Annotated in this window: 18 protein-coding genes; 3 read left to right on the top strand and 15 right to left on the bottom strand. The window is 63.8% G+C overall.

The window, feature by feature from the left end; genetic code table 11:
- Positions 1–10: 10 nt before the first annotated feature.
- Genes flgA through ACEN2S_RS02430 form a run of 7 tightly spaced genes read right to left on the bottom strand, consistent with a single transcriptional unit; the run spans position 11 to position 3335 of the window.
- Positions 11–409, bottom strand: coding sequence for a flagellar basal body P-ring formation chaperone FlgA (gene flgA / locus ACEN2S_RS02460; protein ID WP_441861941.1), 399 nt, complete (start codon positions 407–409; stop codon positions 11–13).
- A gap of 32 nt (positions 410–441) precedes the next feature.
- Positions 442–1227: a flagellar basal-body rod protein FlgG gene (gene flgG, locus ACEN2S_RS02455; protein ID WP_441861938.1), complete on the bottom strand. Its 786-nt coding sequence runs from the start codon at positions 1225–1227 to the stop codon at positions 442–444.
- A gap of 16 nt (positions 1228–1243) precedes the next feature.
- Positions 1244–1960 carry a flagellar hook-basal body complex protein gene (locus ACEN2S_RS02450; protein ID WP_441861936.1) on the bottom strand — a complete coding sequence of 239 codons (717 nt, stop codon included), beginning with the start codon at positions 1958–1960 and terminating at the stop codon, positions 1244–1246.
- 4 nt (positions 1961–1964) lie between these two features.
- The gene (locus ACEN2S_RS02445) at positions 1965–2234 is read right to left on the bottom strand and encodes a flagellar biosynthetic protein FliQ (protein WP_441861935.1); all 270 of its coding nucleotides are present in this window, start codon (positions 2232–2234) and stop codon (positions 1965–1967) included.
- On the bottom strand, positions 2234–2527 hold the full coding sequence (gene fliE, locus ACEN2S_RS02440; protein ID WP_441861932.1) for a flagellar hook-basal body complex protein FliE: 294 nt from the start codon (positions 2525–2527) through the stop codon (positions 2234–2236). The genes ACEN2S_RS02445 and fliE overlap by 1 nt, the downstream gene beginning before the upstream one ends.
- Before the next feature lie 17 nt (positions 2528–2544).
- On the bottom strand, positions 2545–2937 hold the full coding sequence (gene flgC, locus ACEN2S_RS02435; protein WP_441861930.1) for a flagellar basal body rod protein FlgC: 393 nt from the start codon (positions 2935–2937) through the stop codon (positions 2545–2547).
- Positions 2938–2948: 11 nt separating this feature from the next.
- Entirely contained in the window at positions 2949–3335 is a 387-nt protein-coding gene (locus ACEN2S_RS02430; RefSeq protein WP_441861928.1) for a FlgB family protein, read from the bottom strand.
- A gap of 80 nt (positions 3336–3415) precedes the next feature.
- Here ACEN2S_RS02430 and ACEN2S_RS02425 point away from each other — a divergent pair, with 80 nt between their 5' ends.
- Positions 3416–4759 carry a FliI/YscN family ATPase gene (locus ACEN2S_RS02425; RefSeq protein WP_441861926.1) on the top strand — a complete coding sequence of 448 codons (1344 nt, stop codon included), beginning with the start codon at positions 3416–3418 and terminating at the stop codon, positions 4757–4759.
- A gap of 72 nt (positions 4760–4831) precedes the next feature.
- Here the strand turns inward: ACEN2S_RS02425 and ACEN2S_RS02420 are convergent, their stop codons facing one another.
- The 6 genes from ACEN2S_RS02420 to ACEN2S_RS02395 all read right to left on the bottom strand — a co-directional run bounded on the left by ACEN2S_RS02420 (position 4832) and on the right by ACEN2S_RS02395 (position 8646).
- On the bottom strand, positions 4832–5680 hold the full coding sequence (locus tag ACEN2S_RS02420; protein WP_441861923.1) for a DUF1217 domain-containing protein: 849 nt from the start codon (positions 5678–5680) through the stop codon (positions 4832–4834).
- Positions 5677–6084, bottom strand: a complete 408-nt coding sequence (gene flbT, locus ACEN2S_RS02415) for a flagellar biosynthesis repressor FlbT (protein WP_441861921.1) — start codon at positions 6082–6084, stop codon at positions 5677–5679. Before flbT ends, ACEN2S_RS02420 begins: the two co-directional genes overlap by 4 nt.
- The gene (gene flaF / locus ACEN2S_RS02410) at positions 6081–6458 is read right to left on the bottom strand and encodes a flagellar biosynthesis regulator FlaF (RefSeq protein WP_441861919.1); all 378 of its coding nucleotides are present in this window, start codon (positions 6456–6458) and stop codon (positions 6081–6083) included. The genes flbT and flaF overlap by 4 nt, the downstream gene beginning before the upstream one ends.
- 89 nt (positions 6459–6547) lie before the next feature.
- Positions 6548–7747: a flagellin N-terminal helical domain-containing protein gene (locus ACEN2S_RS02405; RefSeq protein ID WP_441861916.1), complete on the bottom strand. Its 1200-nt coding sequence runs from the start codon at positions 7745–7747 to the stop codon at positions 6548–6550.
- 205 nt (positions 7748–7952) lie between these two features.
- Complete coding sequence (locus tag ACEN2S_RS02400; RefSeq protein WP_441861914.1) at positions 7953–8297, bottom strand: hypothetical protein; 345 nt, start codon at positions 8295–8297, stop codon at positions 7953–7955.
- Positions 8287–8646, bottom strand: a complete 360-nt coding sequence (locus ACEN2S_RS02395) for a rod-binding protein (RefSeq protein WP_441861912.1) — start codon at positions 8644–8646, stop codon at positions 8287–8289. Before ACEN2S_RS02395 ends, ACEN2S_RS02400 begins: the two co-directional genes overlap by 11 nt.
- Before the next feature lie 111 nt (positions 8647–8757).
- Here ACEN2S_RS02395 and ACEN2S_RS02390 point away from each other — a divergent pair, with 111 nt between their 5' ends.
- Together ACEN2S_RS02390 and ACEN2S_RS02385 are read left to right on the top strand one after the other, a co-directional pair.
- Entirely contained in the window at positions 8758–11028 is a 2271-nt protein-coding gene (locus tag ACEN2S_RS02390) for a flagellar hook-length control protein FliK (RefSeq protein ID WP_441861909.1), read from the top strand.
- Between the two features lie 14 nt (positions 11029–11042).
- Complete coding sequence (locus tag ACEN2S_RS02385; protein WP_441861906.1) at positions 11043–11720, top strand: flagellar hook capping FlgD N-terminal domain-containing protein; 678 nt, start codon at positions 11043–11045, stop codon at positions 11718–11720.
- 9 nt (positions 11721–11729) lie between these two features.
- Here the strand turns inward: ACEN2S_RS02385 and ubiB are convergent, their stop codons facing one another.
- Positions 11730–13262: a 2-polyprenylphenol 6-hydroxylase gene (gene ubiB, locus ACEN2S_RS02380; RefSeq protein ID WP_441861904.1), complete on the bottom strand. Its 1533-nt coding sequence runs from the start codon at positions 13260–13262 to the stop codon at positions 11730–11732.
- Positions 13262–14014 carry a bifunctional demethylmenaquinone methyltransferase/2-methoxy-6-polyprenyl-1,4-benzoquinol methylase UbiE gene (ubiE, locus tag ACEN2S_RS02375; RefSeq protein ID WP_441861901.1) on the bottom strand — a complete coding sequence of 251 codons (753 nt, stop codon included), beginning with the start codon at positions 14012–14014 and terminating at the stop codon, positions 13262–13264. Before ubiE ends, ubiB begins: the two co-directional genes overlap by 1 nt.
- Between the last annotated feature and the right edge of the window lie 64 nt (positions 14015–14078).

The raw sequence follows: 14078 nt of genomic DNA, 5'->3' as shown, positions 1-14078 counted from the left end.
CGGCTCTACCTTAATTCGAAAAGACCTGCAGCGTCCCGTCGGGATCAACGCGTGCGGTCACGGTGGTTTTGGAGGCGATGTTCATCACCTTGATGATTTCCCCGACACCCGCACGCTGCATGGCGCGGCCCTCGGTCAGAATGGTCAGCGTGCCTTTGTGATAGATCAGCGGCACGGTCTGGTTCCGCTCCACCACCGCGGCGGGACCGATGTCCTGCAGGCGGATCGGGCGCTTGGCATAGATGGACACCTTGGTTTCCATGCCGATCACATCTTCGGCCGAGAGCGCGCCGGGGGCATCGCTTTCGGTGTATTCGAGATCTTCTGCGGTCAGTGTGGTTTGTGGCCGCAACGTGTGCGAGGCAATCAGCACATCGGCGCGGCTGCCGGTGGCGAGGCAAGCAAACATTAAGGTTAATGCCCAGAATTCACGTCCCAACATCAACGTACCTGCGTGGTTGCGCCGAGCATCTGGTCGGCAGCGGTGATGACTTTTGCGTTCAGCTCATAGCCGCGCTGGGCCTTGATCAGCTCGGTGATTTCGCGCACGGAATCGACAGAGCTCTCCTCAAGATAGCCTTGGCGCAGCGTGCCGAGGCCGTTTTCGCCCGGCGCAGAGATCAGCGCGGGGCCCGAGGCGGTGGTTTCGGTGAAGAGGTTCGAGCCAGTGGCCTCCAGGCCCTTTTCATTGGTGAAATTCGCCAGGGTGAACTGGCCCAGCAGGGTCGGATTCACCTGATTGTTGAAATAGGCATAGACTTCGCCGGTGGCATTGATCGCCACCGAGGCGGCATCGGTCGGAATTGTGATCCCCGGCACCACCGGATAGCCGTCGGAGGTGACGATCTGCCCGTCGGGCGAGCGTTTCAGCGACCCGTCGCGGGTATAGCCCGAAACGCCCGAGGGCATGGTCACCTCAAGATAGCCCAGACCATCAATGGCCACATCGAGATCACCGCCGCTCTGGCTGAGCGACCCCTGCGCCACGTTGACGGTGACCGAAGAAGGCCGCACCCCAAGGCCCAGCTGCACGCCCGTGGGCACCACGGTGCCATCGGCGGCGGTCACGGTGCCCGCGCGGGTCAGCTGCTGGTAATGCAGGTCGGCAAATTCGGCCCGGCGCGAGTTGTAGCCGGTGGTCGACATGTTGGCGAGGTTGTTCGAAATGACTTCGACCCGCATCTGCTGGGCACTCATTCCGGAAGCGGCAATCTGAAGGGCACGCATGGATCAGTTTCCTTGTTCAGCGGGACAAAGTGGAGACGACCGAACGGATCCGTTCGTCTTCGCGGTCTAGAAAGGTCTGGCCCATCTCATAGGCACGCTGGACCTCGATCATCCGGGAAATCTCCGTCATCGGATCGACGTTGGATTCCTCGACATAGCCTTGCAGGATCTTGCCCCCCTCCATCGGCTCGGTCCCCGCTTCGGCCTTGAAGCGGGTGCCGCCGGTATGGACGAGGCCATTCGGATCGGTCGGCAGGTACAGCCCGATCTGCCCCAGAGGCACGCCATTCGCGGAAAGGGTGCCGTCCTGCGCCATGCCGACATTGCCGGCGTCATTGGGCACGGTGATCGGGGTGCCGCCGGTGTCGAGCAGCTTGTAGCCATCTTGCGTCACCAGCTCGCCCTCGGGCGAGGGGGTAAAGCTGCCCGCGCGGGTCAGCTGATTGCCCTGCGGTGTCTCGACCATGAAGAACCCGTCGCCCTCGATCGCGAAATCGAAGGTGCCCCCGGTCTGGCTGAGCGGCCCCTGCGCCAGGTTGACCTGCCGCGCATCGCCATTGGCCATCGACAGCGAGGGCTCGGCGCCGTCCAAATCGGCGACATATTCGGCGAAGATCACGCCTTCCTTGCGAAAGCCGGTGGTCGAGACGTTGGCGATGTTGTTCGCCACGGTCTGCATCTCGCGCATCAGGCCCGATTGCCGGTTCAGCGTGGCATAGATGGCATTATCCATGGTCTCAGCCTCCGGCGATCAGGGGAATGATGCGGTCGGTGAAAAACCCGACCAGCGTCTGTGACATGAAGGACATCGACACCCAGAAGACGGCGAGCATCAGCCCGACCTTGGGCACGAAGGTCAGCGTCATTTCCTGCACCGAAGTCAGCGCCTGAAACAGGCCGACCGCGACGCCGACGATCAGCGCGACCGCGAGCATCGGGGTCGAGATCATCACCGCGATCCAGAGCCCGGCGCGCAACGTGTCGAAAAAGACGGCCTCGGTCATCATTACACCGGCATCCTCAGGATTTCCTGATAGGCCTCGACGATGCGGTCGCGGACGGTGACCGCGGTTTCCACCGCCATCTGCGTCTGCGACAAAGCCTCGACCAGGGCCTGAGGATCGGCGCCGCCGGACATGGCGGATTTTGCGGTGTCCTCGCCGTTGCGCAGGGTGGAGGCGAAATCATTCGCCGCCTTGGCAAAGGCGTTGTCACCGGTGTTTTGCGATTGCGGCTTGGGGGCGGCGGCCTGGCGGGCCTGACCGTATCCCTGCGTGGCAAAAGAGGTTCTGACGTCCATTCTGGACCTCCTCGGGGTTAACGGCGCAGAAGATCGAGCAGGGATGACGACATTTGCCGCGCCTGATCGAACATCTTGAGATTCGCCTCGTAGCTGCGCTGCGCTTCGCGCGCGTCAGCAATCTCGACCACCATGTCGACGTTGGAACCGTCATAGTAGCCGTCTGCATTGGCCAGCGGATTGCCCGGGTCATAGATTTCGGACAAGGGCGTCTGGTCGAGTTCAAGCTTGCCCAGGCCCACTTTGCCGGTGTGCTCACCGCCTTCGACCACCTCTTCGAAAGTGGCCATCTTGCGGCGGTAGCCGGGGGTGTCGGCGTTGGCGATGTTCTCGGACACATGGCGCAGCCGCATGGACTGGGCCTTCATGCCGGAGGCGGACAGGGCGAGTGTGCTGGAAAAGTCGGACATCTAAGCCTCCCTCACTTGCCAAGGCTGGTGCGAAGGATCGTCATCGAGGTCTTGTAGACCGCGAGGGCGAGATCATGTTCACGGCGGACTTCAACGCCTTTCACCATCTGATCTTCCAGCGAGACGCTGTTGCCGTTCGGCGATGTGGTGCCGGGCGAAGAATCAACGGTGACCGAGGCGTTGTACACATTCGAGCCGCCGATATGGCCGGATCGCGTCGTTCTGAGCGCGGTCGAACCGTCGGTGCTTTGATAGGTATCCGCAAAGGATGCGACGTCGCGGGCCTTGTAGCCCGGCGTGTCGGCATTGGCGATATTCTGCGATACAGCATTTTGCCGCAGGCCAGCATGGCTCGCCATTGCTTGCGCCATCTGCAGAATTTCAAGTTTCTCGAACATCGGGGTTTCTCCTCCGAACTATCAACTAAGCTTTAAGGCGGATTCGTTAAAAAAGGCTTCAGGGACGACAGGAGGCCAGAATGGCTCAAGGTGAATTCGAACTGCTGCGGGCGGAGATTTCCGAGATCGGGCTCGTGCATGCGATGGGCCGCGTGGTGCAGGTTGGCGGCGGAACCGTTGATGTTGCAGGACTTTCCAGCCGCGCGGCGCTGGGCGACCGGGTGGTCATCCAATGCCATGCCGGGATGGAACTCGGGGCAGAGGTGCTCGCCCTCAAGGCCGGAACCGTGACCCTGCTGACCGATGGTCCGGCGGATGGAATCGCCATCGGCGACTCGGTCGAGCTGATCGGGCAGGCGGGAATCGCCCCCGATGACAGCTGGATCGGCCGCATCGTTGATCCTTTCGGCCGCGCGCTGGATGGCCGCCCGCTGCGCCGCGGCGCGGTGGAGCGGAACCCGCGCGCAGGCCCGCCGCCCGCCGCCTCGCGCCGCCGGCTCGGCGCGCGGCTGGAAACCGGGATCGCGGTGTTCAACACGTTGCTCCCCCTCGTGCGCGGGCAGCGGATCGGCCTTTTTGCCGGATCGGGCGTTGGCAAATCCACCTTGCTCGCGAAATTCGCCAAGGGGGTCGATGCCGATGTGGTGGTGATCGCGCTGGTGGGCGAACGCGGACGCGAGCTGCGCGAATTCGTCGAGAGCACGATGGGGCCGGAGGGGATGGCGCGCACGGTGGTGGTGGCCGCCACCTCGGACACCTCGCCCCTCGTGCGGCGGCGCTGCGCCTGGGCCGCGATGTCGGTCGCCGAGCATTTCCGCGATCAGGGCAAACATGTGCTGTTTCTGGCCGACAGCGTCACCCGCTTTGCCGAAGCCCACCGCGAGGTGGCGCTGGCCGGGGGCGAACCGCCCAGCCTGCGCGGCTTTCCGCCCTCGACCTCGCATCAGATCATGTCGCTGGCCGAACGCTCCGGCCCCGGCCCGGACAGTGGCGAGGGGGACATCACGGCGATCTTCTCGGTGCTGGTGGCCGGATCGGATATGGAAGAGCCGGTGGCCGACATCCTGCGCGGTGTGCTGGACGGCCATGTGGTGATGGACCGCGCAATCGCCGAGCGCGGCCGGTTTCCGGCGATCGACCTTCTGCGCTCGGTCTCACGCTCGCTGCCGCATGCGGCGACGAAGGAAGAAAACACGATGATCGGCCTCGCCCGGCGGCTGTTGGGCGCCTATGACCGGGCCGAGATGATGATTCAGGCGGGGCTCTATGTGCATGGCTCGGACCCGATGATCGATGCGGCGATCAAGGTCTGGCCCAGCCTCGACAACTTCCTGTCGGAGGATGAGCCGGACGACACCGCCGCCTCGTTCCGGCGCCTGTCGGGTGCCTTGGGGCAGGCGGCACAGGCCTTTGTGAAACGCTGAGGGAAATGAAAACGGCGGGCCGCAAAGCCCGCCGTTTCGTTTGGGAATGCCGGTTCGACCCAGATTGCCGGTTCAGACCAGAAGCGACAGAATGCTCGCGCCGCCATCGCTGCTGAAGGCCGAGCCGCCCGCCGTGCCCTGCAACAGGCTCAGCGCGGCCGAACCGCCGCTGTAAGTTGAAGTGCCGTCCAGATCCGACCGCAGGAGATACATCTTGACCAGCTTGTCCATGCCTTCGGCATTGGCAAATTTCGCCGGATCGCTGGTGCCGAAAAAGGTCTTGGCCTTGGCTTTGTAGATGTCCAGCTGCTTGTCCACATCCAGCGCGCCGACGCTTTTGGGCAGGCCAAGCGCCGTTTGCACCACGGTCGACATCGGGCCGGAACCGATGATCGAATACCATTTGGCGTTTTCGGACATGTCCTTTTTCGCCAGTGCCGGAATTTCGCGCTGGGCATACATCGCCAGGCGGAAACTCTCGTTGTTCTCGCCCACCGCAACCTCGAAAGACTGCGTCTCGTATTTCTTCAGGATGGTATCCGCGAAATCCGACAGTTTGGTCGAGGGTGTCTTGTAATCACCAAAGCCAAAGGCCTGCGACATCGCCAGATAATTCTTGTTCGACAGCTTGTTGGCCAGATCGTTGTTGTCGAGCGTGCCGTCCGACAACACCTTCTTGATGAAGAACTTGTTGTCGATGTCGTCCTGCAGGCCAAAGGCCCCCAGCGCAACCTTCAGCAGGCGGCGGTCGGCCACCAGCTGTTCGGCCGTGTCGATCTTGCCGATGTTGTCGCGGAAATATTGCTCATCATTTTTGACATCCGCAGAGGCGACAAAGGCCGCCTTCTGCGTTTCCATCGTCCGGTTGAGAATCTTCCAACCGGAATAACCGCCGAAAGGAACAACCGGAGAATAGCTCATGCGTGCCCGCTTGCGGCCATCAACCGCTCTTCGCGCGGCAACAGGGTGCGCAGCGCTTTCAGGGCCTGATAATGCTGATCCTCCAGCACCGATTGCGTCGCGATGGTCAGCTGCGTGCGGCTGTCATAATCGGTCAGCACCTGGCTCAGCTGTTCGATACCGCGCAACAGCTGCATCTTCGCCTCGCCCGGATCGGCATCGCCCGAGAGCACCAGCTGCGCGATATAGCAGACGCGCCGCACCGGGGTGTTCACCTCCTCGGGGTGGATCGCATCGCGCAGGCGCAGGATATTGGCGTTGGGCGTCATGATCGCCAGACGCGAGCGGCGGTCGCCGTTCTCGATCACGGCACCATTGATCAGCACCCGCTCGTTCGGGGCAAGTTTGAGTACGAGGCCACTCATGCAGCACCGCCTTCCTGACGCAGGCCACGCATGATGGCGGTGTTGATGTCGATCAGCACTTCGGCGCTGGCCTTGCCGGACAGAACTTTGCTGGAATGTTGTGCGGTAAATTCAGCGAGATAGAACAGCCGCGCGCGCAGATCCTGCGGCAGCTGATTGCCCGGATCGGCAACATCGGTGGCAAGCACCGTCCACATCCGGCGATTTTCATGCAGGGCGGCGGCCATGGCGGCGAACCCTGCCTGGCCCTTGGAATGGGCAATCTTCAATTTGTGCGTGATGCGGGCGAACAATTCATATTCGGTGCCGCGCGCGGTCCTGTTGGGCTGCCCGGGGGCAGAATAGGCCGTTTTGGCCAGAGTCGTTGCGTTCACGGGAAATCCTTCCAGTGGCTGAATGCATCAGATCGCGGCTTTGCCGCGGGAGAAGTCGGGGGCGCTATTCAAGCGCCCCCACTTTGGTCTTAGCGGAACAACGACATGATCGAGGAAGGCGCCTGGTTGGCGATCGACAGAGCCTGAATGCCCAGCTGTTGCTGGGTTTGCAGGGCCTGCAGACGTGCCGAGGCTTCTTCCATATTGGCGTCCGTCAAGGTGCCGATCCCCGATTTCATGGTCGAGGACAGGTCCGAGATGAACGACGACTGCGACTGGATCCGGGATTCCATCGAGCCGAAGGCCGCGGTGGCATCAACTGCCGTTGCGATCAGCGTGCTGATGTTGTCCAGCGCCGTGGCGGCGTCACTGGTGACGTCGATGGTCGACAGCAGTGCCAGATCGCCAGCGTCGGCGTTCTTGTACTGTGCGGTCACCGAAAGGTCCGACGTGCCGCCATTGGTGAAGTTCAGCGTACCCGAGGTCGCGCCGTCAAAGTCGACGGTCAGATCCGAGACGCCCAGCTTATCAATGGCGTTTTTCAGGCCAAAAGCCACGTTGTTGTTGGGATCGGCCGAGTCCAGATCGTCCTGGGTCATGGTGTAGGACGCGGTCTTGCCACCGACGGACACAGAGATCTTGTCCCCCAGTGCCATCGAGCTTGCGTCGATAATCATGTCCCCGGTGCCGGTGGATTTGTCCAGCGTGATGGCCAGCGAGTCACCATCGGTCGAAGAACCGGCGGTGCTGCCCGAGAAGACGTCAACCGCAGTATAGGAACCTTGGGAGAAGTCCACGCCCGAGATCGAAATCGTCGCCGTCGAAACGGTGCCGCTCGAATCACGGTTCAGCGACGACAGAACGCTGGTCGTCGCCGTGCTGCCATCCAGCAGGTTGAGGCCGTTGAACTGGGCCGCGCCAACCACCGACGAGATCTGACTGGTCAGAGCGTCGATGTCGGTTTGGATTTTGGCTTTGTCAACGTTCTCGCCCTGCGCCGAGACGATCTTGTCTTTCATCTTGGTCAGCAGGTCGGTCACGGTCTCCGATGCCTGACGGGCGACCGCAACGGTCGATTCGCCCAGCGAGAGAGAGTCGGAGATGCCTTGAAAGCTCGAAGCATCCGATTCCATGACTTTCGAGATGGCCCAGACGGCCGCGTTGTCCTTCGAGCTCGAAACCTTTTTACCGGTCGCAATCTCGGATTGCGTGGCGCCGAGGTTCGAGTTGATGGATTTCAGCGTTTTCAGCGCAACCATTGCGCCGTTGTTCGTGTTGATGCTGGTCATGATAATTCCTCACAGGTTCAGCGCTTTGCGCCGGATTTTCAAAAGCCACCTGTCGGCGGCGCGCTTGGCATTCTGACCGTCGTAGAGGGGGTGTGCCCCTCCTCCGAACCCTTCTGGGATATGGGTTCACATTGCAGAAGAAGGGCTAACAGATCGCTAAGCACTGCCGGTTTTTTGCGGCCAAATCGTTACATTTTATGGTGAATCAGGCGCGGCTATCGATGCTGGAGGGGCCGGAGCCAATAATACGGGCCCGCCCGAGCGCGTCGTAAGAGTTCAGGCTGCGACTCGCGCGTTGAATCATCTCGAGTCGTCTTTGCGCCGCCCGCACGCCTTTCAAGGCCGCCGACAGCAGCCGCTGATTCGTCTCGGCCTTGCTGCGCAGGTGCCGCAACGCTTCCGGCGGCGTGCCTTCCAGACGCTCGAGCAGTTCGGCCTTTTTCAGGGCCAGACCCGGCAGGGCGTCAAAGTCACCCGTGCGAATCGTGTGCCGTTCGACCTGAAACAGGTCCTCCATCTCTTCGAGGGTTTGGGCCAGTTTACTGTCCATCAGAGGCGCCTTTATTGAGGGATTTGAAGATCGACTCAGCCAGGCCGATACCGCCCGCCTTGGCCATTGCCGTTGCCTGTTCCTGCACCAGGAACGAGGAGAATTGTTCTTCGCCGATGCCGCCGCCAAAGCTTTCGCGGCTTTTGCCCAGACCTGCCTGCTTCAACATTTCCTGCAAAAACGTCGCCTCCAGCGCGGTCGCTGTGGCGCGCAACTTGGCCTCATGGCTCTCGGGCGCGGGCTTTGGCCCCGCGGCGGTGCCGGAGGGGGATGCAGAGGCCGTGCCCGCGCCAGGGGTGCGGGATCCGGTCAGATGAGTGACCTGCGTGAGCGAAAGCGGATCTGCCATCGAGATGTCTCCAATTGCAGCGATCGCCCCCACTATTGCGGCAAAGCGGTAAAGAAGCGGTAACCTCCTTCCGGCTATGGTTTGCGGGTAACGGCAGAAGTCGTGAGGAACATGAACCAGATTCTTTCCAGTGATGCCCTGCTCGGGGCCACCGTTCGTCCTTCCGCAGGGCGCATCGCAACGGCCTCCCAGTCCGGGATGCCCGACAGCGGTTTTGGCGCGCTGATTGTCCCTGAAAAGGACGTGTCGGCAGGGGGCGACGCGGTGACGGCGGTGACGCCGCCGGTGCAGACCGCCGCCGCGCCGGTGGCGCAGGCGCGTCCGGCGCTTGCCTTCTGGTCGCAACTCTCCCCAGACGAATCGCACGGGGCGGACCCTTTGGCGACACCGGCTGCGACGGCGGCAGCTGTTGCGGTGCCGGAGGCATCCGAAGCCGCTGCGGGTGACCTGCCGGTCGATTCAGAAACATCGGGCGATGCGGCAGAGACAGCACTGATCTCTGTGCCGGTGCAGCCGGGCATCTTGCAGGCGATGTCGCTGATGCAGCCGCAAATGGACCTCACCCCGCGTGGTCAGAAGCTGCCGGCCGCGCCGGAAATGCCGGTGGCGGCTGCCGCTCAACCCGTCGCGAAAGATACAAACATTCTGCCAGCCATGCCAGGTCAGGCCGCATCCGGCCAGAGCCCGGCAGCCGTGACTGCCGCTGTTCAAGCCGAATCGGCCGTCGCGCAGCCTTCTGGTCCGGTACTTTCAGCGCCGCAATCTTCCCCCATTCAGGCTGAGCGGGCTTTGCCGACAACGGCGGCCTCGCGCCCCATGGCTGAAGCCAGCGCGGGCGCGCAGGCCGTGGAAGCGAATGCTGTGCCCTTGGCCCCGGTGGCAGGCGCCAATGGTAGCGTTGCCGATTCGGATGTGCCGCGGAACGGGCCCGATGCGCTGGCGGCCGACGCGCTGGGGGCCGATGGGCCGCCGAGGATGAAAAAAGACACGGCAGCGCCACGGCAGCCGCAAGCGGCTGGGGCTCAGCCCGCCGCGCCATCGGCAATGGCTGCTGCGGCAGGGGCCACGGCCGTGCTGTCCTCCCTGCCCGGCGGCACGCCTGTGGCAGCCCCGGCGAACATGGTAACGGGCGGCGTGAAAGCTTCGGGTGCCGCGGGCCAGTTCACCCGCGCACGGCTGCCTGACGCGGCCGCAGCGGTGACATCGCAAGCCGCATCCATCATGGGCACATCCACGCCTGCCCCCGCTCCCACACCGGCTTCTGCGCCGTTCAGCGCGGCCATTGCTGCGCCGGAGGCGCAGGATCCCAGAGCAACGACCGCCGGGGCCGCTGCCGCGCAAACCGCGACTGGCAAAGAATCACAGGCCGGGACCGCGGCCGTCGGGGCCGCTGGCGATTCTGCCTTTGGCGCCGCAGCGTCGCCGCAGAGCTCCGTCGCCGGTGCCGTGACGGGTGATCCGGCTGCATCGGCTGACCCTGATGCCGCGGCATCTGCGCCCCAGCCCAGCCCAGCCACTACCGGGCCGGTGCCGACCGGTGCCGCGCCCGTGGTGCCCGCGGCGACCGCGGCGCGGGCAAGCGGCGCCCTGCGCATCGCCGGAGCCGAGACGGCGGACAGCACGGTGAAAGCCAGCGCAGAGCATGGCGCGCGGCGCCGGGCCAAGGATGTTGCCGCCGATGATGCGGCGGTGACACAAACCCGCATGACCGAAACGCGCAGCCAGGATCACCCGGCAGGCGCCCCCGCGGCGGCGCAGGCGGATGATGCCAGCGCCGCGCCCAAAGATGCGCCCTCCCCGCTTGGCGGAACGGTCAACAGCAGCATGGATACCGGACGCGGCCCGGAAGGCGCGCGCTTTGACGCCCTCAGCGGCATGTCAACCGCGTCGGCGGGCCCCGACCGCAGCGCGGCCGGGGCGCCTTTGACCACCGCTGCGGGGGTGCCGTTGCATGGGCCCGCCACGGCGCAGGCCGTCGCGGTCCAGATCGCCGGTGCGCTCTCCTCGCTGCCCGACCGCCCGGTCGAGCTGGCGCTTTCGCCTGAGGAGTTGGGCAAGGTGCGGCTGACGCTGTCGCATGGACATGATGGCGGCATCAGCGTGGCCGTTCAGGCCGAACGCCCGGAAACGCTCGATCTCATGCGGCGCAACATCGACCAATTGGCGAGTGATTTCCGTGACATGGGCTACTCGTCGATCGACTTCAGCTTTTCCGGTGGGCAAAACTCACCCGGGCAGCAACATCCCGAAGCCCCGCCCGAGAGCTTTGCCGCCTCGGGTGACCGGGGCAATGAGACCGCCGCCACACCGGTTGTGGCCACCGCTGCAGACCCCATTCGCCTTCGCCTCGCTGATGACAGCGGGCTTGACATGCGCCTCTGAAAGGACCCCCTCAGATGGTTACCTCAGCCACTTCCGCACCCTCGACCACCGGCACCACCTCCGGCGCCAGCGCCACCAGTACCTCGGCCAAGGGGGTCAGCTCGGATTTTGACACCTTCCTGAAGATGCTGACCGCGCAGATGCAGAATCAGGATCCGCTGAACCCGATCGACAGCACCGATTACGCAACGCAGCTCGCGACCTTCTCGGGGGTTGAGCAATCGGTGAAAACCAACGACCTGCTGGCGGCCATTTCCTCGCAGATGAGCGTGATGGGGATGACGCAGCTGGCCGGATGGGTGGGCATGGATGCCCGCGCCGTGGCGCCGGGCTATTTCGACGGCGAAAACCCGATCACCGTTTCGCCCAACCCCGCTGTCGGCAGCGACAAGACGGTGATGGTGGTGACCAATGCCGCCGGTGCCGAAGTGGACCGGGTCGAGATCCCGGCCACCACCGCCTCGTATAACTGGAACGGCATGGATGCGAGCGGCAACCCGCTGCCGTCCGGGGCCTATACGTTCAATCTGGAAAGCTATGGCAGCGACAAATTGCTGTCGACGGATCAGATGGAGGTCTACGTCCCCATTGTTGAGGCGCAGGGCAGCACCGATGGCACGATTCTCGTGCTGAAAAGCGGTGCAGAAGTGCTGTCGAGCAAGATCAGCGCCCTGCGTGATCCCACGGTCTGATCTGTCGCGCTACAGCAAGCGAACCAAGGCCACCCCGAGTGCGACGCAAGCCGCGCCCAATCCCATCATCCCCAGATCGCGGCCAAAGCTGCGGGCGGGCGGTGGCGGTGCGGGCGGGGTATGTTGGCGTTCGAGCATCGCCTCGACCATCTGCGGCAAGCGCGGGCCAAAACGGCCCAGCACCCGTGCCGTGCGCCCCAGATCGCGGATCATCGCGCGAGGCCCGAGATTCTGGCGGATGTAGGTTTCCACCACCGGCCGCGCCACTTCCCAGATGTTGATCGACGGGTGCAGCGAGCGCGCCACCCCCTCCACCACCACCATGGTGCGCTGGAGCAAGATCAGCTCGGTCCGGGTTTCCATGCCGAAACGCTCTGTCACCTCAAACAGATAGGCCAAAAGCCGCGCCATCGAGATCTGGCTGGCATCCATGCCGAAGATCGGCTCGCCCACCGCGCGCAGGGCGCGGGCGAATTCATCGACATCACGGTCGCGCGGCACATAGCCCGCCTCGAAATGCACCTCGGCGACCGAGCGGTAATCCTTGGCGATAAAGCCCATCAGGATTTCGGCATAGACGCGGCGGGTGTATTCGTCGATCTGCCCCATGATGCCGAAATCATAGGCGATGACATCGCCGTTCGGTGCCACCTTGAGATTGCCGTGGTGCATGTCGCCGTGGAAATAGCCGTCGCGCAGCGCATGGTTGAGGAACAGCTGCAGCACCCGCTCGCCGATCACCGCCGGGTCATGCCCCGCGGCGCGGATCGCGGGCACATCGCCCATCGCCACGCCCTCGGCCCAGCTCATCGTCATTACGCGCTTGCCCGAGAGGCCCCAATGCGGCGTCGGCACCGCAAAGCCGGTGTCATTCCTGGTATTGGCGGCAAACTCCGAGGCCGAAGAGGCCTCAAGCCGCAGGTCCAGCTCGCCCAAAACCACGCCCTCGAAATGCGCGATCACATCGGTGGGGCGCAGACGACGCGAGGCGGGCGAGAGGAATTCGATCAGATGTGCGGCAAAGTGAAAGGCATCAAGATCCTTGCGGAAGGCCTTTTCAATGCCGGGGCGCAGCACCTTGACCGCCACCTCTTCGCCGGTGTCGGCGCGCCGGGCCCGGTGCACCTGCGCGATGGAAGCGGCCGCCACGGGCTCGGAAAACTCCATGAACAGCGCATCCACCGGACGTCCCAGCTCCGCCGCGACCGAGGCCTTGGCCACGGAGAGGGAGAACGGCGGCAACCGGTCCTGCAGCATCCGCAGCTGGTCGGCCAGCTCCGGCCCCACCACATCGGGGCGGGTCGAGAGCACCTGGCCAAATTTGATATAGGCCGGCCCCAGCGCGGTGATGGCGCGGGTGATCGGCGGCAGATTCGGATCGCCCTGATAGCCCAGCCATTTGAACGGCCAGCCCAGGATGCGGGCGGCGAGGCGCAGGCTGGGCGGGGCATCCATCGCCTCCAGCGCCACATTCATCGCGCCGGTGCGTTCGAAGGTGGCGCCGGTGCGGATCAGACGCCACAGATTATGCGGTCCGCGCATCAGATCTTCCAGCCGGAGTGCAGGGCGGCAATGCCGAGCGAGAGGTTGCGGTAGCTGACCTGCTCAAACCCGGCGGTGCGGATCATCTCGGCAAAGACCTCTTGCTCGGGGAATTTGCGGATCGATTCCACCAGATATTGATAGCTGTCGCGGTCATTCGCCACGATCTGCCCCATCACCGGGATCACATTGAAGGAATAGCGGTCATAGGCCCATTGCAGCGCGGGCACCGGGATCTGGCTGAATTCCAGCACCATCAGCCGCCCGCCCGGGCGCAGCACGCGGTAGGCCTCTTTCAGCGCATCGGGGATACGGGTGACGTTGCGGATGCCAAAACTGATCGTATAGACGTCAAAGCTGTTGTCGGCGAAGGGCAGCGCCATCGCATCGCCCACCACCCAGTTCAGACGCTCGGCCATATCCTCGGCCTCGGCGCGCTTTTGCCCTTCGATCAGCATCGATTCCGTCATGTCGCAGACGGTGGCCCGGGCCTCGGGCGCGCGGGTGAGAAAGCGGAAGGCCACATCGCCGGTGCCGCCCGCCACATCCAGCAGCTTTTGCCCCGGCCGTGGTGCCAGCCAATCCATCATCGCATCTTTCCAGACGCGGTGGATGCCGACCGACATCAGATCGTTCATCACGTCATATTTACTGGCGACGCGGGAAAAGACCCCATGCACCATCCCGGCCTTGTCATCCTCGGCCACGGTCTGAAAGCCGAAATGGGTGGTGTTTTCTTGCGTATCGCTCATGTGCTCTTGCCGTTCCCGAACTGCTCCCCCTTCTTATAGGCGGCGCGCGCGCCATGACAATGCG

Origin of the sequence: Phaeovulum sp. W22_SRMD_FR3 (assembly GCF_052113705.1) — a bacterium.
Lineage (GTDB): Bacteria > Pseudomonadota > Alphaproteobacteria > Rhodobacterales > Rhodobacteraceae > JBGQOG01.
The sequence above is the reverse complement of the archived record's forward strand: the minus strand, read 5'-3'. Positions and strand labels throughout refer to the sequence as shown.

Excerpts from the sequence above, each read along its gene's own strand:
- ACEN2S_RS02405 (WP_441861916.1), bottom strand. The coding sequence starts at position 7,747 with ATGACCAGCATCAACACGAACAACGGCGCAATGGTTGCGCTGAAAACG.
- flbT (WP_441861921.1), bottom strand. The coding sequence starts at position 6,084 with ATGAGTGGCCTCGTACTCAAACTTGCCCCGAACGAGCGGGTGCTGATC.
- flgC (WP_441861930.1), bottom strand. The coding sequence starts at position 2,937 with ATGTCCGACTTTTCCAGCACACTCGCCCTGTCCGCCTCCGGCATGAAG.
- ACEN2S_RS02425 (WP_441861926.1), top strand. The coding sequence starts at position 3,416 with ATGGCTCAAGGTGAATTCGAACTGCTGCGGGCGGAGATTTCCGAGATC.
- ACEN2S_RS02395 (WP_441861912.1), bottom strand. The coding sequence starts at position 8,646 with ATGGCAGATCCGCTTTCGCTCACGCAGGTCACTCATCTGACCGGATCC.
- ACEN2S_RS02420 (WP_441861923.1), bottom strand. The coding sequence starts at position 5,680 with ATGAGCTATTCTCCGGTTGTTCCTTTCGGCGGTTATTCCGGTTGGAAG.
- ACEN2S_RS02390 (WP_441861909.1), top strand. The coding sequence starts at position 8,758 with ATGAACCAGATTCTTTCCAGTGATGCCCTGCTCGGGGCCACCGTTCGT.
- flgG (WP_441861938.1), bottom strand. The coding sequence starts at position 1,227 with ATGCGTGCCCTTCAGATTGCCGCTTCCGGAATGAGTGCCCAGCAGATG.
- ACEN2S_RS02430 (WP_441861928.1), bottom strand. The coding sequence starts at position 3,335 with ATGTTCGAGAAACTTGAAATTCTGCAGATGGCGCAAGCAATGGCGAGC.
- ACEN2S_RS02445 (WP_441861935.1), bottom strand. The coding sequence starts at position 2,234 with ATGATGACCGAGGCCGTCTTTTTCGACACGTTGCGCGCCGGGCTCTGG.
- flgA (WP_441861941.1), bottom strand. The coding sequence starts at position 409 with ATGTTTGCTTGCCTCGCCACCGGCAGCCGCGCCGATGTGCTGATTGCC.
- ACEN2S_RS02400 (WP_441861914.1), bottom strand. The coding sequence starts at position 8,297 with ATGGACAGTAAACTGGCCCAAACCCTCGAAGAGATGGAGGACCTGTTT.
- ACEN2S_RS02450 (WP_441861936.1), bottom strand. The coding sequence starts at position 1,960 with ATGGATAATGCCATCTATGCCACGCTGAACCGGCAATCGGGCCTGATG.
- ACEN2S_RS02385 (WP_441861906.1), top strand. The coding sequence starts at position 11,043 with ATGGTTACCTCAGCCACTTCCGCACCCTCGACCACCGGCACCACCTCC.
- ubiB (WP_441861904.1), bottom strand. The coding sequence starts at position 13,262 with ATGCGCGGACCGCATAATCTGTGGCGTCTGATCCGCACCGGCGCCACC.
- ubiE (WP_441861901.1), bottom strand. The coding sequence starts at position 14,014 with ATGAGCGATACGCAAGAAAACACCACCCATTTCGGCTTTCAGACCGTG.
- fliE (WP_441861932.1), bottom strand. The coding sequence starts at position 2,527 with ATGGACGTCAGAACCTCTTTTGCCACGCAGGGATACGGTCAGGCCCGC.